Here is a 22,005-nt window from a genome sequence, read left to right on the forward strand (position 1 = left end):
TAGGCGCCGGGCTTGCCCGCGATCTTCCAGACGACTAAAGGCTCAACGCCCGATTAGAAGCCTTGATGAACTCCTGCTTCAGCGCCTCAAACGTATGCACCGCCGGGAACTGTGGAAACTCGCGAATCACATTGTCCGGCGCATGGAACAGAATCCCCGCATCCGCCTCACCCAGCATCGTCGTGTCGTTGTACGAATCCCCCGCCGCGATCACCCGATAGTAGAGGCTCTTGAAGGACAGAACCGACTGACGCTTGGGGTCTTTCTGACGCAGCTGATAGCTGGTCACCCGACCGGAATCATCGGTAATCAAGCGATGGCACAGCAACGTCGGAAAACCCAGCTGGCGCATCAACGGCTGCGAAAACTCATAGAACGTGTCTGACAGGATCACCACCTGGAAGCGCTCGCGCAGCCAATTAACGAACTCGATGGCGCCATCGAGCGGCTTGAGCGTGGCAATCACTTCCTGGATGTCGGCGAGTTTCAGGCCGTGTTCATCGAGAATTCGCAGGCGTTGCTTCATCAGCACGTCATAGTCAGGAATGTCCCGGGTGGTAGCCCGCAGGGATTCGATCCCGGTTTTCTCGGCAAACGCGATCCATATTTCCGGGACCAGTACACCTTCAAGATCCAGACAGGCAATTTCCACAAGACACTCCCATTTGTATTGATTATTGAGTCGAGCGAGCAAAAAGACTGCCAAACTCTAGCGATTCGGGCTGACCGGCGCAACGCAGAGGGCGCGCCAGCGGCTGCAGGATTTTGTTACCATCGCAGCCATATAGAGCGCCCAGCGCCACCGACCTGTAGGAAGCCGCCCTGATGAGCCCAACGTTCGACGTCGTGGAACTCGCCACGACCTATGCCAATAAGTCCGCCCAGGACATCCTGAAACTCGCCTTCGCCGAGTTTGGCGATGACCTGTGGATATCTTTCAGCGGCGCCGAAGACGTGGTGCTGGTAGACATGGCCTGGAAGCTGAACAAGAACGTCAAGGTGTTCAGCCTCGATACCGGCCGCTTGCACCCGGAAACCTACCGTTTCATCGATCAGGTGCGCGAGCACTACAAGATCGACATCGAACTGGTGTCGCCGGACTACACGAAACTTGAACCCTTCGTGAAGGAAAAAGGCCTGTTCAGTTTCTACAAGGACGGCCATGGCGAATGCTGCGGCATCCGCAAGATCGAGCCGCTGCGCCGCAAGTTGTCCGGCGTCACCGCATGGGCCACCGGCCAGCGCCGGGACCAGAGCCCCGGCACCCGCAGCGCCGTCGCGGTGCTGGAAATCGACACCGCGTTCTCGACGCCCGAGCGCACCCTGTACAAATTCAATCCGCTGGCGCAAATGACCAGCGAAGAGATCTGGGGCTACATCCGCATGCTGGAGCTGCCCTACAACAGCCTGCATGAGCGAGGGTTCATCAGCATTGGCTGCGAACCGTGCACCCGTCCGGTGCTGCCGAACCAGCATGAGCGCGAAGGTCGCTGGTGGTGGGAAGAGGCGACGCAGAAAGAATGCGGGTTGCATGCGGGCAACATCATCAGCAAATCCAAGGCCTGATCCCGAGCCTTGTGAGATCCCCTGTGGGAGCGGCAGACCGCGTTATCGTTCATCGCGGGCAAGCCACGCTCCCACAATGGCTTGGCGGCGCTCACAAATCCCCGGTGGCAGCCGGGATTGCCCGCGATGGCAGCAACTCGGTCCCAAGCCGAACTCAAACCGCACTAAACCGCTGCCCCAGCCCCTGCTCCGCAAACTGCTCAATGATGAAATCCACAAACGCCCGGGTCTTGCCCGGCAACAGTTTGTGTTCCGCGTAATAGATCGAAATGTTGCCATCGTCGACAAACCAGTCCGGCAGCACCCGCTGTAGCTTCCCGTTCTCCAGAAACCCCGAGGCGAACGGCATGCTCACCAGCGCAATCCCCAGCCCCTGGGCTGCCGTCGCGCACGCGGCTTCCGAATCACTCATGGTCATCCGCGCCTTCAATGTCAGCGGACTGTGTTGCTGCGTGCGACTGGTCAACTGCCAGGAACGCACCCGGCCGGTCTGCGGCGAACGAATCAGAATGCCGTCGTGGTGCTTGAGATCATCGGGCTCGGCGATCGCATCATGCGCCTCCAGATAACCGGCTGACGCCACCAACACCCGATGCGCCGGCGCCAGTTTGCGCGCCACCACCCCTTGGGGCAGTTCGAAACCACCGCCAATGGCCGCATCGAACCCCTGTGCAATCAAATCGACCTGACGGTTATCGAAATGCCAGTCCGGGTTGATCGCGGGGAAGCGCCGCAAAAACTCCCCCAGCAACGGCACGACATACAAGCGCCCAAACACCGTGCCCATGCTGACCTTCAGTGTCCCCGCCGGGCGGCCTTCGGCGCTGGCCAGATTGGCCACCGCATTCTGGATCGTGTGCAGGCTGGAACTGACCTCGCCAAGGAACAGCTGACCGGCCTCGGTCAACGTCAGGCTGCGGGTGCTGCGCTGAAATAGCCGCACACCAAGCCGTGCCTCGAGCTTTGCCACACTCTTGCCTACCGCGGCCGGGGTCAAACTCAAGCGCCGCGCGGCTTCGGCAAAGCTGCCGACCTCGGCACTGCGCACGAAGCATTCGATACTGCTGAAGGTTTCCATAGGCGCCACTATAAACTTTTGGTTTACACAGACTATCGCAGTTGCCGGCTACTCAGCGCTTGATCCTCAATCGATACTAGGCTCCATCAACCGAGGCATCTCGCCTCGGGACTTTGGAGATCGATATGACTACTCAGAACCTCAGCGGCAAAGTGGCTTTGATTCAAGGCGGTTCCCGCGGTATCGGCGCCGCCATCGTCAAACGTCTGGCCGCTGAAGGCGCAACCGTTGCCTTCACCTACGTCAGCTCCACGGCCAAAGCCGAAGAATTGAAAAACAGCATCACCAGCAGCGGCGGAAAAGCCCTGGCCATCAAGGCGGACAGCGCCGACGCTGAAGCCATCCGCAACGCCGTGAGCGCTACGGTTAAAGCCTTCGGTCGCCTGGACATCCTGGTCAACAACGCCGGCGTACTGGCCGTTGCGCCACTGGAAGATTTCAAACTCGAAGACTTCGACCAAACCCTCGCCATCAACGTGCGCAGCGTGTTCATCGCAACCCAGGCCGCCGCCGCCCACATGACCGAAGGCGGTCGCATCATCAACATCGGCAGCACCAACGCCGACCGCATGCCCTTCGCCGGTGGTGGCCCTTACGCCATGAGCAAAGCCGCATTGGTCGGCCTGACCAAAGGCCTGGCCCGCGACCTCGGCCCACGCGGCATCACCATTAATAATGTGCAGCCCGGCCCGGTCGACACCGACATGAACCCGGCTGACGGTGACTTTGCGGAAAGCCTGATCCCGTTGATGGCAGTGGGTCGCTACGGCAAAGCCGAAGAGATCGCCAGCTTCGTGGCCTACCTAGTCGGTCCGGAAGCCGGTTACATCACTGGGGCCAGCCTGACCATCGACGGTGGTTTCGGCGCCTGATGCGCTAGACATAAACAATATGTGGGAGCGAGCCTGTTCGCTCCCACTTTTGCTTACGGGTGCGTTAAGCCCATTGGAGGGCGGGTAAACCACACGCGCTCGGTGTGAACGCTTTCAGCGTACGAAGAATGCCATCGGCATGTGCGTATTTCTCATCCGCCATGGCTGCATCCGGGATGGCTATCGCGGTCATCCCCGCCGCTTTCGCCGCGGTGACGCCAAACGGCGAATCCTCAAACACCAGGCAGTCCTCAGGCGCAACGCCCAGGCGCCGCGCTGCGGTGAGGAAAATATCCGGCGCCGGTTTGGCTGCGCCGACCTCCGGGTCATCGGCCGTCACAACGAAATCGAACAGCGCAAACCAGTCACGGTGCAACGTGGTCTTCTGCCCGAACGACTGACGCGAGGAACTGGTACCCACGGCAATCGGAATGTTGTTGGCCTTCAAGTGCCGCACCAGTTCCTCAGCACCCGGCATCGCCAGCGCGGCAGGAAAACGCTCGCGCATCAATGGTTCGCGGATCACCAGGAACTCTTCGGCAGTGATCGGCAAATCGAGCGCCTCGACCACGTATCTCGCCAGATCACCGGCCCCACGGCCAATGATGTTTTGCTTGATGCTCCAGTCGAAAACCCGACCGTAACGCGCGGCAATCAGCGATGTGACCTCGGTATAAATCCCCTCGGTGTCCAGCAACAAGCCGTCCATGTCGAAAATCACAGCTTTGATCGGGCCGAACTGATTGAGCGGTGCATTCATCGCATCGGGTCCGTTTTCTAATGACATCCCAGAGGCGGCGCAGGTGTGGCCGGGTCCGTGATCGATTAAAGGATTCAGCAGCATAGCGAGCGCGGCTGACATTGAGCAACGGGCAATGCCCGACCGTTACAAAAAGTGCTGGCCGTCATTTAGCGACTTTCCCTACATAAAACGCCTCTTTTCCCGACTTCTTTAGCCGCTGATCCCAAGCAAAGTCTCGCGCTCACATTTGATCTGCGCGAGGGACTGCGAATGTTCGAACCTGACAAGGTTCTGGCCTTGAACAACACTATCGGACTTCTGGTGGTCGCTGCCATGGACCCTGAGCAGCCGGATGTCGAAGGGTTGCTCGCTGACTTTCGACTGTGCCTCAACGACTACGATGCCTGGGCGGAGAGTTTCTGGACCGGCAAGGCGCTGGATATCGAGCAGGTGTTCAAGGTCGGCAACGAAGTCCGTCTGGTCGCGCCAAAGCATTCCACTGCGCCTGTCAGCGCCACCGTCGGGGCGTGCCCGGCCAGCGGCTCGTTGACGCTGGTACACATGTTCGACGCGGCGCGATTCGTACCCATCGGCAATACGCCGGTGATGCTCGAGCCGTTGAATGCTGATGGCACCTATGGCGAGCCGGTCAACCACGAGATCGGCCCCAGCGGCATTCTCGAAATCCCCAAGTGCGAACGCGGCCAACGATACCGCATTACCTTCTTTCCGAATGTTTCCACCGATCATGTCAAAGCACTCTACGCCTCCTATCAAGGCGTCATCGACGGCCTGGAAGACTGGCTGCGCAATGAGTGGACGACTGAATTCGAAGCACCATGGGCCGAGTACGCACAAGCCGGATTCCTCAAGCGCTACGGCCTGTTGCAACAAGCTGACTGGCTCGGTGTTGAGACGTCGCTGAACGGTTTGTGGGATGACGTGAAGCAGATTTACGAGCTGATCACCGACCTGCAGGCCAACAGCGAAAAACTCCTTGAGTACCTGACCGAAGTAGAACTTGAAACGCTGCTGCAGGCCTCGGCTGAATCGATTGCCAATCTGTTGCTGGTGTTGAGTGACGAGCCGTTGATGTTCATCCATCTGGCGGCGTTCACCAGTTGGCTGCGGATGATGCCACCGCAGCACATCGCCGAAGTTGTGGCAGAAATTCGTACGGGGGTATTGATTGGATTCCTGCTGGCACGCTTCACGGGGCCTGTAGGGCTGAGGTTCGGTATCAGTGCGAAGGTGCTGGGCAAAATCAAATCGGAGCGAGCGCGTAAATGGCTGGCAGCCGCGAGTTTGCGCCTGGCCGCTCTATCCGACTTGACGCCCCATACGGGCGTATTCAAACCCCTCGCGGTCAACATCCGCACTGTTCCGCTGAACCCTGCGCCTGCGGTGCCGCTACAGATCAGTGCAGGCTCGGCACCGGTTGTATGGGTGAACAACCCGGTCGCCATTGCTCGCAACAAATCCGCACCCAAGACTCGCCTGAGCCGGCACGAACAGCGCGACGACGCCCCCGAGCAGGCGAAAAACCCCAACGGCGACAGCGCCGATTGCGGGCCACTGACCTGCACCAATGGCTGCCCGGTGTCGATGGTCACCGGCGAAGAGCTGCTGACTCTGGACGATGGATCGCTCAACGGTTTGTTGCCGTTTGCGTTCACCCGGTTGTACCGAAGCAGCGCGGTGGAAATCGATTGCGGGCTGGGCTGGGGCTGGAGTCATTCGCTGGCGCATCGGCTGGTGCTGAACGCAGAGCACGTCGTCTGGATCGACCATGAAAACCGCCGCACGACATTTCCGCTGCCCAGCCAGAAACGCCCGGCCATTCACAACAGCCTGTCGCGGGCGGCGATTTATTCAGGGGATCAACCAGAAGAACTGGTGCTCGCCCTCGCTGGCGAAACCGCGCGGTTCTATCACTTTCGCAATGGCCGGCTGACCACGATCAGCGATGCCTATAACAACAGGCTGCACATCACCCGTGACCGGCAGGATCGCATTCAGCGCCTCGACAACGGCGCCGGTCGTTCGCTGCTGTTGCGCTACGAGCGCCGGCACATCGTCGCCGTCGAGTACCAGTCGTTTCACCCCGCCGATACGGCGGCTGACGCCTGGCGTACCGAGCAAACGCTGATTGCCTACCGCTACGACGCCCGACAGCGACTGATCGAAGCGACCAATGCCGCCGGGGAAAGCGAACGGTACGACTACGACGACCGACACGTGATTCTCCAGCGGCAATTGGCCGGTGGGGCCAGTTTTTTTTGGGAGTGGGAGCGGTCCGGCAAAGCGGCCCGATGCACAAGGCACTGGGCGACGTTCGCGCAAATGGATACGCGCTATGCCTGGGACGACAACGGCGCAGTGCTGGTTAAAAACGTCGATGGCAGCGAGGAGGTTTACGTCCATGACGATACGGCGCGGTTGGTGCGCCGGGTCGGGCCGGATGGCGCCGAGCACCTCAAGACTTATGACCACAAGGGTCAGCTGATTGCCGAACAGGGGCCGTTGGGGGCCATTACTCAATACCGCTACGATGATCTCGGGCGGCTGATTGCACTGATTCCACCTGAAGACGAGCCAACGTCCTACGAATACCGCAACGGTTTCCTGCATGCGCGCTATCGCGGTCAGGCGGTATGGAAATATCAACGCAATGCTCAGGGTGATGTCACCGAATCCATCGACCCCGACGGTCAGGTCACTCGCTACCACTACGACGCTCAAGGACGACTGGCATCGATCCGTTTTCCGGACAGCAGTCGTCATGTTTTCGTTCGGGATGCTATCGGGCAACTGATCGAGGAGACCCTGCCGGACGGCAGTCAGCGGCGGTTTTCCTACGACACTCTGGGACGGCAGATTACCCGTCAGGATGAACATGGCGCTGTCACTCACTACCAATGGGACGCCGTTGGCCGACTGCTCCAGACGACTCTTCCTACTGGTGCCAGCCGAGCTTTCAGCTACAACGCCTACGGCAAAATCACCGCCGAGCGCGATGAGTTGGGGCGTGTCACGCGCTTTGAGTACGACGATGACCTGCACCTGGTCAGCCGCCGGATCAACCCCGACGGCACGCATCTGCACTATCGCTATGACAACGCACGGCTTCTGCTGACCGAAATCGAGAACGAGTCCGGCGAACACTATCGACTGGACTACACAGCTAGTGGATTGATCCGACAGGAAGTCGGATTTGACGGTCGACGCACTGCGTATGCCTACGACCTCAATGGTCATCTGCTGGAAAAAATCGAGTTCGGCGATGACGGCTCGCAACTGATGACCCGTTACCAACGGGACTCAACCGGTCGCCTGCTGATCAAAAACCTGCCCGATGGCATCAACGTCGAATACCACTACGACAACCTGGGCCGCTTGGTCAGTGTCGACGACAACCACGATCACCCACTGGAATTCGAATACGACACTCAGAACCGGCTGATCACAGAACACCAGAGCTGGGCCACATTGCGCTATGGCTACGACGCTTGCGGCCGACTCAACCACCTGCGCCTGCCAGACAACAGCAAAATCGATTACCACCGCGCCAAGGGTGGTGCACTGACAGCCATCGACCTCAACGGCACCCGGCTTACCAGCCACACCTATCAATTCGGTCGCGAATTACAGCGCCAGCAAGGCTTGTTACACAGCCAGTACGACCACGACGAACAAGGTCGTCTGAAGGCCCATGCCGTCAGCCAACACCCGCAATCGTTGTATCGACGCGATTATGCCTACAGCGGCAACGGCAACCTCGACACCCTCGCGGACACCCGCCATGGCCAACGCAACTACCAATACGATCCGCTCAACCGCCTGATCCGCGTCCGTCACTCCCGCGACCAACAACCCGAAAGCTTCGCCCACGACCCCGCCGGTAACCTGCTGATGCAGGATCGCCCTGGCCCGGCCGCCGTCAAAGGCAATCGCCTGTTGATGCAAGGCGACCTCCACTTCGACTACGACGCCTTCGGCAACCTGATCCGCGAACGCCGCGGCACCGGGCAAAAACTCGTCACCGAATACCACTACGACTGCCAGCACCGGTTAATCAGCGCCACGCTGCCCAACGGCACCTGCGCGACCTACCGCTACGACGCCTTCGGTCGCCGCATCCGCAAAACCGTCGACGGCAAAACCACCGAGTTTTTCTGGCAAGGCGACCAGCTCATCGCCGAACACAGCCAGGACCACCACCGCAGCTACCTCTACGAACCCGGCACCTTCCGCCCACTCGCCATGCTCGACGGCAAAGGCCCACGCCAGGCCTGCCCGTTCTACTACCAACTCGACCACCTCGGCACCCCCCAAGAACTCACCGACTACAGCGGCGACATCATCTGGGCCGCGCAATACACCGCCTACGGCCGCCTGACCCGGTTGAATCGCGATACCCATCAGGTGCTGGATCAACCGTTGAGGTTTCAAGGGCAGTATTTCGACGCGGAGACGGGGCTGCATTACAACCGGCATCGTTATTACAACCCGGATCTGGGACGGTATTTGACGCCGGACCCGAGTGGGTTAGCGGGTGGGTTGAACGGGTATCAGTACACGCGGAACCCGACGGGATGGGTTGATCCGTTGGGGTTGAATGAGTGTCCTGGGGGGGATGGGTGTAAGAGGCCGGCGTTTGGGGAGGATCCGGCGGGGAGTGCAGAGGTAAAGGAGGGCGAACCCAGCACACCAAGACCTAAACAAGAGAACTACTATTTGTACCGGGGTGACGACCGAGAGCCTTGGGAAATTTTTGAGGCAGGATTTGAGCCTTGGGGGGACAGTACGGATCTCTACCTGCACACTTTAGACAATAAGACCCCGCCGAGTTACTTCGTCAGTACTTCAACCTCGGAGTATCAGGCTAAAAAATTTGCCACAGGCCACTTCATTGATGATGGATACGTATATATTCTAAAGAACATTCGTGGAATTGATGTAAACAAAGACCTAGGCATCATGTCACCGCATAGTCGCGAAGCGGAAATTGCATTTCCAGGAGGGATAAAAAATCACGACATAGTCGGAGTCACACCTGTATATGAAGATGGTAGCTACAAGGGCTACTCAACACCTAATCCTTTCAGGAAAAATAATCATGAAACCCATTGAAATATTCATAAAAACAAACGGAACTGTAGAGTCAGCGACAATTGAATGTGACCGACGAAAAATATCACTCTTATTCATAATGCAAAATGGATTCAAGAATACCTATACAGCCTCCGACCTTTTTATTTGTTTTGGCATGCTACGAGCCGAATTCCCTGAAATAACTTTTTTTTGCAAAGGTGCAAAGTTGAACGTGCACCCTTCAAGGATGACCTCCCAGATGTCTAGCGGATTAGTAGCTTACGAACTTGAGCTTGGGACACCTAGCGAAGAAGAAAACACAGTAAGAATTTTTGATTACGAGGACAAGAACTTAACCAGCGACATCAAAGAACAACAAACCTTCTATAAAAAATGGATCGAGTCACTCGCAGTCCCCACGCCGGACCAGCCTGAAAAAAAATGCTGACTAAAACAGACGACAACACGCCCTGTAGACATATAAAAATCACCTAGCACGAGAGAAATTTTTGTGAAACATAAAATAACACTTCAAGTCGGGCAGGAATTCGAAACTGCAATACTTAAATCTGGCAATAGCTCACTGACTTTCATAAGAAAAAATGGCTTCAGAAAAACTTACTTAGACGATGACTTATTCTTATGTCTGGCACAAATTAGACGAGAGTTTCCCGAGACAAAATTTCTTTGCAAAGGAGCAAAGCTAAATGTATTTCCTTCGCGAATGTGCTCACAAATGAGTAATGGAGCTGTTGCTTATGAGGTGACACTGGGAAAACAGGCGACACGTAAGGACATCGTCCACATTTTTGATTTCGAGGATAAAGACATCACCACCGATATTTCGGAGCAAATAGATTTTCACCGGCACTGGATAAGCTTTTTTGTTCACAAGCAAACCTCCCTATGAATGCCATTAAAATTTCGATATGCAAAAACGGTGAACGTCAAACCGCTATGCTTCTCTGTGACTCAAAGAGCCTGACCATCACCTTTACCATGGAAGACGGATACCAAAATTCATACGTAGGTAATAATTTTTACAAAAACCTTGGAAAGGTCAGAGCAGATCACCCCAATGTAATTTTCTTGTGAAAAGGCGCAAAAATAAACGTGCATCCTTCTACAATGTCCTCACAGATGTCACTTGGAGTAAAAGCGTACGAACTCACGCTTGGAAAACGAGCGTTATTAAGTGATATCGTCAATATCTTTGATTACGAAGAAAATAATCTAACTAATGACCCCAATCTTCAGGAAGAATTTTTCCTGCAATGGTTTTGGTCTAATCGCATCAACGAGTAGGCCCCTCCTCAGGAAAAGCCCAGTTCGACTACTGGGCTCTGACGTTTGGACAGTCAGCCTTAACTACCCGAGCCACTCGTCCTACCTCCGGAACCACCAGATTCTCCAGCCTCATCCCCACCACCACTCCCCATCGAATCCCCTCCACTCACAGCCCCGCTCCCCTTCCCCGGACTAGTACTACTCCCATTCGCATCCCCCCCCATTCCCACCATTAATACTCCCCGGCGGCAACGCATCACCATCGGCAGAATTCGCATTCATTTCAGTCGACGGAGGCATCCCCCCTTTATCCACAGGCGCATCATTCCCATTGGATTGAGCCAGCGCACTCGACGAGCCGACAGACAACAGCCCTGCAATGATCAGGGCTGTGAGTTTTGAACTGACCATGACGCATCTCCTTTAAAAAAGGTGCATACCTGATCTGGCAGCGCTCTGTTTTTAAAGGTGCAACACAATCGACGAGCGGCTTATCAGCTAGGCTCGCCCGAGTAATCCTCGCCGGCAATGTCCGGATCTTCAGGGTCCGCCTCGACATCACCACGCCTCACATCATCGTCAGGCACTTGCTCCACCGCCGTATCGTCATCCGGCGGACGTTGATCACGACTCAACGAATTGGTCGGTGACGGCAGCGGATATTCAGGTGTGTCGTCGGTGTCTTTCGGATCAGCGTTCATAAGCACCTCTCAAAGGGCCTGAAAAGCAGGCCCTGATAGTTCGAGGGGTGATGCAGGGTAGTGTTCGATCAGAGAGACGATCGGTCAAACAAAACACATCAATCTACGTCTTCATCTTCTTCGTACTCGAGGTTCCCCGCGTCATCAGAGTCGTTGAGGGGTACCGTGGCGTCGTCCATGAGTGAACCTGGATCTTCATTGCCAGGGTCGTTGATGAATGGAAGTCCGCTTGGGCCTTTTTGTTCTTTGCCTTCGGTTTCTGGCGTCATGGCATGCCTCGCATTATTGGGGGGTGTATGAAGTTCGAGACCGCCTGTGGTCAATCGTTCCGGTTTGCGAATTGCAGACACAAAAAACCCGGCACCAGGCCGGGTTTCTATTCGAGAGCGTATTAGTGATGCTTGTTTTTGTGCTTATGCTTGTGACCGTTCCCGTGGCCGGAATGTGAGCTGCCATTGTTGCCGTCGTCGCCCAGGTTGTTCCCGACTGCACCACCCGCGGCACCGCCAAGGCCCGCGCCGATGGTCGAACCGGTCGAGCCGCCGAGGCTGTTGCCAACCACTGACCCGCCTGCCGCACCCAAACCACCGCCAATAGCCGCCTCGTTGCGATTGCCTTTACTCGCCCCGACTGCGCTACCGGCCGCACCACCAACGCCCGCGCCAATAGCGGCGCCTGTGCTGCCGCCCAATTGTCCGCCGACGACGTTACCCAACGCACCACCCAGACCGCCGCCCACTGCAGCGGTGCCGTCGCCGGCCGCCATTGCACCTTGAGCCGCGAACAGTCCAACCACAAACGCAGACAGCACCAAACGTCGAGCAATGATGTTTCTACACTTTTTGCCGTTGTTAACCGGAGTCATGGGAAGCCTCTTATTCTACGGGGGTATACGACCTTTGAGGCTTGGGTCAAAGAATCGTTCATTAACAAAAAACCCGGCGTTTAGCCGGGCTCTTCGATGCTGATCGATCAGGATCAGTGACGCTTGTGACCGTTGGCCAGGTTGCTGCCAACGCCGCCGCCCAAAGCACCACCCAAACCAGCGCCGATGGTGGAACCGCTCTTGCCACCCAGGCTGTTGCCGATCACCGAACCGCCGGCCGCGCCAACGCCACCACCAATGGCAGCGGAAGTACGGTGGCCTTTGCGTGCTGTAACAGCACTGCCGGCTGCGCCCGCTACGCCCGCACCAATCGCTGCGCCGGTGCTGCCGCCCATGCTTTGGCCGACCACATTACCCAGCGCACCGCCCAGACCGCCGCCAATTGCCGCGGTGCCATCACTGGCAGCCATCGCACCTTGAGCAACCAGAAGCCCAAGAACCAGTGCAGGCAGAGTTAAACGCATGACGAAAACCTCAAAAATAGGGAGATAAATGAAAGGCGGGGATTGAATGCTTTAGCGCACGAAACGTCCACACAAAAACCTCCGCACCTCGCAATTAGCGACGGTTGGACAGCGTTTATGGAAAAGGTTTTATGGCAGGCAAAAAAAAGCCCGCTGGGGAACGGGCCAGGTACTGCTTTCTAACGGATGGTTTGAGCCTACGGGCGATGCTGTGAAAAGTTTGTGAAAAAACAAACGACCAACACTACCGAGCGTCTGCCGCCGGGTTTTCAACCGACAATGGGTGCTGCAACAACGAAAAACCCCGCTGAATGGCGGGGTTTGTGCGGTTAACGGTTACTTCCTGGAAGGCGCTGCCACTCTCGGTAGAAATTTCGACTTCGGCCCTCTGGGCACGGTGGATTTCACTTTGCCGACCTGGACCGGGTCTTCCCCGAAGCCCGCCACATACTCTGTCTGGCCGCATTTAACGCAATTGTTGATTGGAAATTCAGCCCCGTCGTCTTCGATATACGGATCAGCCATACCTCTTCCCCTCTCAAAAAGGGTCGACACCGGCAAAGCCATTTGCCTGAAAAATATCGACCACCAAGGCTTTTGAGACTAGTCGGTCATTACCGGACTTGTAATTCAGATTGTTGCGTGCCCGACGAATGGCCCGCGCTGCGACCGATAAAACACCTCGCGATCAAACAAATCGAATCACTTCAATCTGACCGCTGTCCCCGTCACAAACACCACGACCATCCCGCCCTTGCCAGCCGGCATGCTGATCTCAAAATCGAGCCCTACCACTGCGTCCGCCTGAAGCGCTCGCGCCCGCTCCTTGATCTCGTCAGTCGCCTGAATCCGCGCTTCCTTCAACGCCCGCTCCAACGTCTGGGAACGCCCACCGAAAAAATCCCGCATCCCGGCAAACACGTCGCGGATAACGTTCACGCCCTGCACTGACTCGGCACTGACGATGTCCAGGTAGGCGGTGATCTGACGGCCTTCGATGGCGTGGGTTGTGGTGGTGATCATAGGAATTCCTTCTTTATAAACAGCGAATCAAGGCAACTTGGACAAAAACGCGGCCAACGCATCAAACGCTGGCAGCGTCACCGGATCATTCGCCGAGTTACTGGCAACCGGGTGCGAGGCATAACGAACGGTCGCTCGGGCGATGATCCAGCCGAGGACGTCGGTGTTGACGGTCTTGTAGCCAAACGCGTTGCCGTGTTTGCCTTGCAGTTGAACGGTCTGCAAAAACTCGTAGTAACTCCGCGGCCCGGTGTAGTCCTTGGGCTTACGCAATGGACTGCCGGCCTTTGCGTGAGCCCGGACTTTGGCGTTCGGGTCAGCATAGTCTTCGCTGTATTTGATAGGCGATACCCGGCATTGTGATGGCGCCGCCCAAGGACGTGATATTGAGAATGTGACCGGCCCGACGCTTGCGAAAATAAGGCAGGAAGGCCTTGATCACCGCTACCGCGCCGAAGACATTGACGTCGAACTGATGACGCATCTCATCCAGCGGTGACTCCTCGAGGATGCCCTCATGTCCGTAGCCGGCATTGTTGACCAATACATCGACCGGGCCGTGGTTTGCTTCAACCTCCGCTATGACGCTGTCGATGCGATCAAAGTCCGTTGCATCCAGGATGACCCCATGAACACTGTCCGGGGAAAGAGCCTGAAAAGTTTGCAACGCGCGTTCACTGCGAACGGTGCCGATGACGCGATGGCCAGACTCTTTTTCAGCCCCCGGAAACCACAAAACCCCTGATTTCTCTCGAAATCAGGGGTTCTGGTTACATCGAATTTGGCGGTGAAGGAGAGATTCGAACTCTCGATACAATTTCTTGTATACACACTTTCCAGGCGTGCTCCTTAAGCCACTCGGACACTTCACCGTATCTCGTCAAACAAGTTCTGTCTGTCGAGGCGCGCTAATGTAGTCGAAACCTTTTCCGATGGCAAACTTTTTTTGCAGAATTTTCATGCGCTTAGCGATTTAGTCGTTCCATCGGGTTTGGGGTCATGGCAAACCTGCCAATCTCCGGCTTCGCGCCTGCTTCTATATAGAAGGGAACGCGCCGCGGATGTGGCGGGCTACGCTTGTGCGACGGGGAAAGGGTGACTGGCGGGTCAGTCACGGCGCTTTACCTGGCCTGTCGCGGTGGGTAACGTCTGCCCCAACTTTCATACAAGGAATAGCGTCATGAGTGAGTTGATTTCCTACCATCTCGAAGACGGTATCGCGACCCTGACCCTGAGCAATGGCAAGGTCAATGCCATTTCGCCCGACGTGATTGCCGCGTTTAACGCTGCGCTGGATCAGGCAGTGACTGATCGTGCGGTGGTGATCATTACCGGTACGCCGGGGATTCTGTCCGGTGGTTATGACTTGAAGGTGATGACGTCCGGTCCGAAAGAAGCCGTGGCATTGGTCACTGCCGGTTCGACGCTGGCCCGTCGCCTGCTGTCGCACCCGTTCCCGGTGATCGTGGCGTGCCCTGGGCATGCCGTGGCCAAGGGTGCGTTCCTGCTGTTGTCGGCGGATTACCGCATTGGGGTTGATGGCCCGTTCAGCATTGGTCTGAACGAAGTGCAGATCGGCATGACCATGCACCACGCCGGTATCGAGATTGCCCGTGATCGCTTGAGCAAGGCTGCGCTGCATCGCTCGGTGATCAATGGCGAGATGTTCACTCCGAAGAGCGCCGTAGACGCAGGTTTCCTCGACGTGGTGGTCTCGGCCGAAGAGCTGGAGGGCGCCGCGCTGGCAGCCGCTCGTCAATTGAAGAAGATCAACATGACCGCGCACAAGAACACCAAGTTGAAAGTACGCAAGGCGCTGCTGGAGACGCTGGATAACGCAATCATCCTCGATCAGCAACACTTGGGTTAAGCCCAGACTCGCAGCGTTGAAAAGCCCGACCGTCGAGTCGGGCTTTTTCTTGCCCATGATGTTGAAAAGTCTGTAACCGCTCTAGAACGCGTCTGACCCACAAGTCGGAAACATGCGCACAAACATCGCCTATCTCCCTCCTCTATAGCGGCAATTGCCGAAAACAGTGCACATCCGTACACTGCGCCACCTTTTGTCCCGGTGGGGCCTGTAAATGCTGTTTGTGTTTCGTATGTTCTTGATGGGCCTGCACTTTATTCTGGCCGGTGTGCTTGGGGTGATTCTGGGCCTGTGTCGCCCGTTCAACCCGGACAACAGCCGTTTGTGCGCACGTCTCTACGCATGGCCGGCGATGTGTATTTTGCGTTTACGGGTGAAGGCCGATGTCGGGCCGTTGATGAACAAGCCTGACAGCTGCGTGATCATCGCCAATCACCAATCCAACTACGACCTGTTTGTATTCGGCAACGTGGTGCCCCACCGTACCGTGTGCATCGGCAAAAAGAGCCTGAAGTGGGTACCGCTGTTCGGGCAGTTGTTCTGGCTGGCCGGCAACGTGTTGATCGATCGCGGCAATGCGCACAAGGCGCGCCAGTCGATGTTGACCACCACGCACACCTTGCAGCATGAAGACACGTCGATCTGGGTCTTTCCGGAAGGCACGCGCAACCTGGGCGAAGAGTTGCTGCCGTTCAAGAAAGGCGCGTTCCAGATGGCGATTGCTGCCGGCGTACCAATCGTGCCCGTGTGCGTCAGCAGTTACGTCAAACACATGCGATTGAACCGCTGGCGCAGTGGGAAAATTCTGATTCGCTCGCTGCCGGCGATTCCGACAGCAGGATTGAGTCTGGACGACATGCCCCTGCTGATGGCCCAGTGCCGCGAACAGATGCGCGAGTGCATCGCTTCGATGGATCGGCAACTGCAAGCCGCTTAAAAAAGAAACCCGCCTGGTGCGGGTTTTCTTTTGCCTTCGAACTTTCACCTTCGAACTCTGCAGAGTTCGCTCACTCTGAAGCATCAGACAAGGCTAAGCTGAAGATTGCCTGCCACTGCCACCTGCTAATAAGAAGTGAACCTGAATCATGGGTAGAGTTGTTGCTGCTGCGGTTTACAGCGCCGGTAAGAAAGTCACCAATATCACCCTCGACGAGGGCGCAGCCTGGGCCGCAAAACCCGGCCACTTTGTCTGGATCGGCCTCGAAGAGCCGGACGCCCAGGAGCTGGCCAACCTGCAACGCCAGTTCAACCTGCACGAACTGGCCATCGAAGATGCCCTGGAAAAACACAGCCGGCCGAAGCTCGAAACCTTTGGCGACGCATTGTTTATTGTCACTTACTCGCCCATTCGCAACGAGGGCAAACTGCAGTTCATCGAGACGCATATCTTTGCCGGTAACGGCTACATCATCACTGCTCGCAATGGTCATTCGGCGTCCTATGCCTATGTCCGGCAACGCTGTGAAGCGCGCCCGTTGTTGCTTGAACACGGGGAGGACTTCGTTCTCTATGCCCTCCTCGACTTCGTGATCGAAAACTACCAGCCCGTGGGCGAAGCGATCCACGCCGAGATCGATGAGCTGGAGCGCAACGTGTTGTGCAGTGCGTTGAATGAACATGACATCCAGAAACTTCACGGCCTGCGCCGGGACGTATTGCGTCTGCGTCGTTATGCGGCGCCAATGGTCGAGATCGGTGAAGAACTGCAGAAACTGAGCTTCCCGTTCATCGACAAGAACATGCGCCCGTACTTCCGGGATGTGCAGATTCACGTGACGCGGCAGATGGAAGACCTGACAACGTTGGCCGACATTGCCAGTCAGACGATTGAGGTGGGGGTATTACTTGAGGCTTCGCGTCAAAGCGTGGTGCAACGCAAGTTTGCCGCGTGGGCGGCGATTTTGGCGTTTCCGACGGCGGTGGCCGGGATTTACGGGATGAACTTTCAAAACATGCCGGAGCTGGCGTGGCAGTACGGATACTTCGGGGTGCTGGGGTTTATTGCGGTGGGATGCACAAGTTTGTGGGCGAGTTTCAAGAAGTCGGGGTGGTTGTAGCCACTACCGAGGTGCCTGTGACAATCGCGAGCAGGCTCGCCCCACAAGGGGATCTCCATTGTGGGTGCGAGCTTGTATCGGGTTTTAAGCCGTTTCTGGCTTGTGCGCCACAAACCGCATCATCCACTCCGCTACCGTAGCGCCATGATGCTCATGCTCAAGGCTCTTCACGCCTTTGGAGTAGATCTGCTCGCCCAGCGCTTCCTGACGAATTTCCAGCAGCGCTCGCGAATAGTCGTGAATGAACTCCGGATGCCCCTGGAAGCACAGCACTTGATCATTGATGTGATAAGCCGCGAACGGGCAGAAATCGCTGGAGGCGATGACCGTGGCGTTTTCCGGCAGCGACGTCACTTGATCCTGGTGGCTGATCAACAAGGTCAACTCTTCCCTGACCGGGCTCATCCACGGCGCCTTGGCCGCGAGTTTGTAACTGTGGGTGCCGACACCCCAGCCTTGGGTGGCACGTTCGCTTTTGCCGCCCAGCAACAACGCCAGCAACTGATGGCCGAAACACACGCCCAAGAGTTTGTCGCCGCGCTCGTAGCGGGTCAGCAGGTATTTCCTGAGGGTTTCGATCCACGGGTCGGTGCCGAAGGAATCGGCCTTGCTGCCGGTGACCAGATAAGCGTCGAAGGTCAGGTCATCGCTTGGGTATTCGCCCTGCATCACGTTGTAGACCGTGAACTCGGCCGCGATAGGTTGCTGCGAAAACAGGTGCTTGAACATCTGCCCGTAGCCCTGATATTGGTCGACCAATTCTGGACGCAGGATGTCGGTTTCCAGAATGCAGATGCGTAACGACATAAAAAATACCTGACACGTGATGGGAATAATGAACACCCCAGAGCCTGCCTCGAAACACCGTTCCAAGGCAAGCCCCGCGAGGCGTCACCGGTCCCTTAAAACGTCTCCCCTTTGGCGGCTTTATCCAGCAACAACGCTGGCGGATTGAAGCGTTCGCCATACTGCGCGGCCAGGTATTGGGCACGGGCGACAAAGTCTTGCACCCCGTACTGATTGATAAATTGCAGCGCGCCACCGGTCCAGGCCGCGAAACCGATGCCGAAGATCGAACCGACGTTAGCGTCCGCCGTCGACGTCAGCACACCCTCCTCCACACAGCGCACGGTTTCGATGGCTTGCACGAACAGCAGGCGATCACGCACATCTTTGGGCGAAATCTGCCCGTCAGGCTTTTCGAAACGGCTTTTCAGCTCTGGCCACAAATGCTTCTGGCCAGCGGCCGGGTATTCGTAAAAACCGCCTCCTGCCGCTTTACCGGGGCGTTTGTATTCGTTGAGCAGCAAGTCGATCACCGCAAAGGCCGGATGCTCTGTCAGCGGTTTCCCTTCGGCTTGCAGGTCTTTGGCCGTTTGCTGACGGATATGGCTCATGAGACTGAGGGAAACTTCATCAGAAATCGCCAACGGCCCGATGGGCATGCCGGCCTTGCGCGCTTCGGTTTCGATCATCGGCGCGCTGACGCCTTCGCCGAGCATGGCGATGCCTTCGTTGGTGAAGGTGCCAAACACCCGCGAGGTAAAGAAGCCGCGACTGTCGTTGACCACGATCGGGGTTTTCTTGATTTGCAGGACGAAATCGAAGCCTCGAGCCAGGGTTTCGTCGCTGGTATTGGCGCCTTTGATGATTTCCACCAGCGGCATTTTTTCCACGGGACTGAAGAAGTGCAGGCCGATGAATTTACTCTGATCCGGCACCGCGGTGGCCAGACCGCTGATCGGCAACGTCGAGGTGTTGGAAGCGATCACCGCATCCGGCCCGACGACTGATTGTGCAGCCGATGAGACCTTGGCTTTGAGCTCGCGATCTTCGTACACCGCTTCGATGATCAGGTCGCAACCGGCCAGGTCGGCATCGTTTTCCGTGGTACGGATCCGCGCCAGAATCGCCTCACGCTGCTCGGCAATCATCTGTCCGCGCGCGACTTTCTTGTCCAGCAACGCTGCCGAATGGGCCTTGCCCTTCTCCGCTGCCGCCAGCGTGATGTCTTTGAGCACCACCTCGATGCCTGCCGATGCGCTGACAAACGCGATGCCCGCGCCCATCATCCCGGCGCCGAGCACCCCGACTTTTTGCGTCATGTAAGGCGCAAAACCTTGCGGCCGCGAGCCGCCGGCATTGATCTCGTTGAGTTGGAACCAGAAAGTGCCAATCAGGTTTTTTGAGACCTGGCCGGTGGTCAGCTCTGTGAAGTAGCGGGTCTCGATCAGGTGCGCAGTGTCGAAATCCACCTGGGCGCCCTCAACCGCCGCGCAGAGGATTTTCTCCGGCGCAGGCATGCAGCCTTGGGTCTTGCTGCGCAGGATCGATGGCGCGATGGCGAGCATCTGCGCGACTTTCGGGCTGGACGGGGTGCCGCCGGGGATCTGATAACCCTTCACGTCCCAACGTTGTACCGCCGTCGGATTGGCCAGAATCCAGGCCCGCGCCTTTCTCAGCAGTTCATCAGGATCCTTCGCCAACTCGTCAATCAACCCGGCCTGCAACGCCTGTTGTGGCCGGATTTTTTTGCCCTCTAGCAGATAGGGCAAGGCTTTCTCGATACCCAGCATGCGCACCATGCGCACCACCCCGCCGCCGCCCGGCAGCAATCCGAGCGTGACTTCCGGCAGGCCGAGTTGCACGGATGGATTGTCCAGCGCCACGCGGTGATGACACGCCAGGCAGATTTCCCAACCGCCGCCCAATGCGGCGCCGTTGATCGCGGCCACCACTGGTTTGCCGAGGGTTTCCAGGGTGCGCAATTGACCCTTGAGGGTCAGCACCATGTCGTAGAACGCTTTGGCCTCGGGCTTGCCGACCTTGATCAGTTCATTGAGGTCGCCGCCGGCAAAGAACGTCTTCTTCGCCGAGGTGATGATCACCCCGGCGATGCTGTCTTTTTCAGCAACCAGCCGGGCGACGCAGGCGGCCATGGCTTCGCGGTAGACCGCGTTCATGGTGTTGGCGCTCTGGCCCGGCATGTCGATGGTCAGGACAACGATCTGGTCCTGACCCTTTTCGTAACGAATGGCTTCAGTCATGAACATGTTTCCTTGGAAGTCGGAGGCTCAGAGGCGTTCGATGATCGTGGCAATGCCCATGCCGCCACCGACACACAACGTCGCGAGGCCATAGCGCAAGCGTCGGGTTTCCAACTCATCGAGCAGCGTGCCGAGAATTGCGCAGCCTGTAGCACCCAGCGGATGGCCCATGGCGATGGAGCCGCCGTTGACGTTGACCTTGTCCGGATCGATGGCCATGTCCTTGATGAATTTGAGCACCACCGAGGCAAACGCTTCGTTGACCTCGAAGAGGTCGATGTCTTCCACCCGCAGCCCGGCCTTGGCCAGCGCTTTACGGGTGGCCGGCGCCGGGCCGGTGAGCATGATGGTCGGGTCGGTGCTGGTAACGGCGGTGGCGACAATCCGCGCCCGAGGCTGCAAACCCAGCGCCCGGCCCTTGGCTTCGGAACCAATCAACATCAGCGCCGCACCATCGACGATCCCGGAGCTGTTGCCCGGCGTGTGCACGTGATTAATCCGTTCGACATGGCTGTAGACGCGCAACGCCGTGGCGTCGAAGCCCATTTGCCCCATCATCTCGAAACTCGGCTTGAGCTTGCCCAGGCCTTCCAGGGTGGAGTCGGCGCGAATGAACTCATCGTGATCGAGCAGGATGATGCCGTTCTGATCCTGCACCGGCACCAGCGACTTGTTGAACGAACCGTTCGCCCGTGCCCGCGCCGCTTTCTGTTGCGAGTGCAGCGCGTAGGCATCCACGTCCTGACGGCTGAACCCTTCGAGGGTGGCAATCAGGTCGGCGCCCACGCCTTGCGGTGTGAAATGGCTGTGCAGGTTGGTTTCCGGGTCCAGCGCCCAGGCTCCACCGTCGCTGCCCATGGGCACGCGAGACATCGACTCGACACCGCCGACCACTACCAGGTCTTCGAAACCGGAGCGCACCTTCATCGCGCCGAGGTTCACCGCCTCAAGGCCCGACGCGCAGAAGCGGTTGATCTGCACGCCCGAGACGCTGACGTCCCAATCCGCCACTTGGGTCGCGGTTTTGGCGATATCGGAGCCTTGATCACCAATCGGCGTCACGCAGCCGAGCACCACATCATCGACCTGGCGGGTATCGAGCGACGTGCGCTGTTGCAGCGCCGTGAGCAAGCCGGCCACCAGATTGACCGGTTTGACGCTGTGCAAGGCGCCATCGGCCTTGCCTTTGCCACGGGGCGTGCGTAACGCGTCGAAAATCAAAGCTTGGGTCATGACGTCCTCGAACCTGGGCGGTGAGTAAATACTGAGTGCTCACTCTTATGCCGGGCCGCCGCGGATTCAATGACCGCAGTGCTCA

Annotated in this window: 21 protein-coding genes, 1 tRNA gene and 2 pseudogenes; 8 read left to right on the plus strand and 16 right to left on the minus strand. The window is 57.5% G+C overall.

Going from position 1 to position 22,005, the window contains the following annotated elements:
- Positions 1 to 34: 34 nt before the first annotated feature.
- Positions 35 to 652 (minus strand): bifunctional phosphoserine phosphatase/homoserine phosphotransferase ThrH, encoded by a 618-nt coding sequence (gene thrH / locus J2X66_RS03035; protein WP_027922539.1) that lies wholly within the window; start codon positions 650 to 652, stop codon positions 35 to 37.
- 173 nt (positions 653 to 825) lie between these two features.
- Between thrH and J2X66_RS03040 the strand changes: the two genes are divergently transcribed.
- Positions 826 to 1,566: a phosphoadenylyl-sulfate reductase gene (locus tag J2X66_RS03040; protein WP_008027340.1), complete on the plus strand. Its 741-nt coding sequence runs from the start codon at positions 826 to 828 to the stop codon at positions 1,564 to 1,566.
- A 154-nt stretch (positions 1,567 to 1,720) separates the two neighbouring features.
- Here the strand turns inward: J2X66_RS03040 and J2X66_RS03045 are convergent, their stop codons facing one another.
- Entirely contained in the window at positions 1,721 to 2,644 is a 924-nt protein-coding gene (locus J2X66_RS03045; RefSeq protein ID WP_310260669.1) for a LysR family transcriptional regulator, read from the minus strand.
- Positions 2,645 to 2,769: 125 nt separating this feature from the next.
- Between J2X66_RS03045 and J2X66_RS03050 the strand changes: the two genes are divergently transcribed.
- On the plus strand, positions 2,770 to 3,516 hold the full coding sequence (locus J2X66_RS03050; protein ID WP_310260671.1) for a 3-oxoacyl-ACP reductase family protein: 747 nt from the start codon (positions 2,770 to 2,772) through the stop codon (positions 3,514 to 3,516).
- A 64-nt stretch (positions 3,517 to 3,580) separates the two neighbouring features.
- Here J2X66_RS03050 and J2X66_RS03055 read toward each other — a convergent pair whose 3' ends face one another.
- A complete protein-coding gene (locus J2X66_RS03055; RefSeq protein ID WP_310260674.1) occupies positions 3,581 to 4,276 on the minus strand; it encodes an HAD-IA family hydrolase in 696 nt (231 codons plus the stop codon).
- A 252-nt stretch (positions 4,277 to 4,528) separates the two neighbouring features.
- Between J2X66_RS03055 and J2X66_RS03060 the strand changes: the two genes are divergently transcribed.
- The 3 genes from J2X66_RS03060 (at position 4,529) to J2X66_RS03070 (ending at position 10,262) form a co-directional block, all read left to right on the plus strand.
- Positions 4,529 to 9,391, plus strand: coding sequence for an RHS repeat-associated core domain-containing protein (locus tag J2X66_RS03060; protein WP_310260677.1), 4,863 nt, complete (start codon positions 4,529 to 4,531; stop codon positions 9,389 to 9,391).
- On the plus strand, positions 9,378 to 9,800 hold the full coding sequence (locus J2X66_RS03065; protein ID WP_310260680.1) for a hypothetical protein: 423 nt from the start codon (positions 9,378 to 9,380) through the stop codon (positions 9,798 to 9,800). The genes J2X66_RS03060 and J2X66_RS03065 overlap by 14 nt, the downstream gene beginning before the upstream one ends.
- Before the next feature lie 63 nt (positions 9,801 to 9,863).
- Positions 9,864 to 10,262, plus strand: a complete 399-nt coding sequence (locus tag J2X66_RS03070) for a hypothetical protein (protein ID WP_310260685.1) — start codon at positions 9,864 to 9,866, stop codon at positions 10,260 to 10,262.
- A 575-nt stretch (positions 10,263 to 10,837) separates the two neighbouring features.
- Here the strand turns inward: J2X66_RS03070 and J2X66_RS03075 are convergent.
- From J2X66_RS03075 to J2X66_RS03120, 10 genes and pseudogenes are all read right to left on the minus strand, one after another.
- Positions 10,838 to 11,050 carry a hypothetical protein gene (locus tag J2X66_RS03075; protein WP_310260688.1) on the minus strand — a complete coding sequence of 71 codons (213 nt, stop codon included), beginning with the start codon at positions 11,048 to 11,050 and terminating at the stop codon, positions 10,838 to 10,840.
- 83 nt (positions 11,051 to 11,133) lie between these two features.
- Positions 11,134 to 11,340 (minus strand): hypothetical protein, encoded by a 207-nt coding sequence (locus J2X66_RS03080; RefSeq protein WP_310260691.1) that lies wholly within the window; start codon positions 11,338 to 11,340, stop codon positions 11,134 to 11,136.
- Between the two features lie 98 nt (positions 11,341 to 11,438).
- On the minus strand, positions 11,439 to 11,609 hold the full coding sequence (locus J2X66_RS03085) for a hypothetical protein (protein WP_310260694.1): 171 nt from the start codon (positions 11,607 to 11,609) through the stop codon (positions 11,439 to 11,441).
- A gap of 122 nt (positions 11,610 to 11,731) precedes the next feature.
- Positions 11,732 to 12,205, minus strand: coding sequence for a glycine zipper domain-containing protein (locus J2X66_RS03090; protein WP_050590149.1), 474 nt, complete (start codon positions 12,203 to 12,205; stop codon positions 11,732 to 11,734).
- Positions 12,206 to 12,318: 113 nt separating this feature from the next.
- Entirely contained in the window at positions 12,319 to 12,690 is a 372-nt protein-coding gene (locus J2X66_RS03095; protein ID WP_027922529.1) for a hypothetical protein, read from the minus strand.
- A 336-nt stretch (positions 12,691 to 13,026) separates the two neighbouring features.
- Positions 13,027 to 13,215 (minus strand): hypothetical protein, encoded by a 189-nt coding sequence (locus J2X66_RS03100; protein ID WP_027922528.1) that lies wholly within the window; start codon positions 13,213 to 13,215, stop codon positions 13,027 to 13,029.
- Between the two features lie 177 nt (positions 13,216 to 13,392).
- Entirely contained in the window at positions 13,393 to 13,713 is a 321-nt protein-coding gene (locus J2X66_RS03105; protein WP_027922527.1) for a YbjQ family protein, read from the minus strand.
- A gap of 27 nt (positions 13,714 to 13,740) precedes the next feature.
- A pseudogene (locus J2X66_RS03110) lies at positions 13,741 to 14,055 on the minus strand (hypothetical protein); the annotation flags it as partial.
- Positions 14,054 to 14,422, minus strand: a pseudogene (locus tag J2X66_RS03115) (SDR family NAD(P)-dependent oxidoreductase); the annotation flags it as partial. The pseudogenes J2X66_RS03115 and J2X66_RS03110, both read right to left, overlap by 2 nt.
- Before the next feature lie 73 nt (positions 14,423 to 14,495).
- Positions 14,496 to 14,585 (minus strand) — tRNA-Ser (locus J2X66_RS03120).
- 308 nt (positions 14,586 to 14,893) lie between these two features.
- Here J2X66_RS03120 and J2X66_RS03125 point away from each other — a divergent pair.
- The 3 genes from J2X66_RS03125 (at position 14,894) to J2X66_RS03135 (ending at position 17,640) form a co-directional block, all read left to right on the plus strand.
- Positions 14,894 to 15,583, plus strand: coding sequence for a crotonase/enoyl-CoA hydratase family protein (locus J2X66_RS03125; protein ID WP_027922523.1), 690 nt, complete (start codon positions 14,894 to 14,896; stop codon positions 15,581 to 15,583).
- Positions 15,584 to 15,797: 214 nt separating this feature from the next.
- Entirely contained in the window at positions 15,798 to 16,520 is a 723-nt protein-coding gene (locus J2X66_RS03130) for a 1-acylglycerol-3-phosphate O-acyltransferase (protein WP_310260699.1), read from the plus strand.
- Positions 16,521 to 16,668: 148 nt separating this feature from the next.
- Complete coding sequence (locus J2X66_RS03135; RefSeq protein WP_310260702.1) at positions 16,669 to 17,640, plus strand: magnesium and cobalt transport protein CorA; 972 nt, start codon at positions 16,669 to 16,671, stop codon at positions 17,638 to 17,640.
- A gap of 84 nt (positions 17,641 to 17,724) precedes the next feature.
- Here J2X66_RS03135 and J2X66_RS03140 read toward each other — a convergent pair whose 3' ends face one another.
- The 3 genes from J2X66_RS03140 to J2X66_RS03150 all read right to left on the minus strand — a co-directional run bounded on the left by J2X66_RS03140 (position 17,725) and on the right by J2X66_RS03150 (position 21,920).
- Positions 17,725 to 18,447 (minus strand): amidotransferase, encoded by a 723-nt coding sequence (locus J2X66_RS03140; RefSeq protein WP_310260705.1) that lies wholly within the window; start codon positions 18,445 to 18,447, stop codon positions 17,725 to 17,727.
- A 95-nt stretch (positions 18,448 to 18,542) separates the two neighbouring features.
- Positions 18,543 to 20,687, minus strand: coding sequence for a 3-hydroxyacyl-CoA dehydrogenase NAD-binding domain-containing protein (locus J2X66_RS03145; RefSeq protein WP_310260709.1), 2,145 nt, complete (start codon positions 20,685 to 20,687; stop codon positions 18,543 to 18,545).
- Positions 20,688 to 20,714: 27 nt separating this feature from the next.
- Positions 20,715 to 21,920, minus strand: coding sequence for an acetyl-CoA C-acetyltransferase (locus J2X66_RS03150; protein ID WP_310260711.1), 1,206 nt, complete (start codon positions 21,918 to 21,920; stop codon positions 20,715 to 20,717).
- Positions 21,921 to 22,005: the final 85 nt, after the last annotated feature.

The organism is Pseudomonas sp. 3296, assembly GCF_031456615.1.
In the GTDB taxonomy this organism is placed as follows: Bacteria; Pseudomonadota; Gammaproteobacteria; order Pseudomonadales; family Pseudomonadaceae; genus Aquipseudomonas; species Aquipseudomonas mucoides.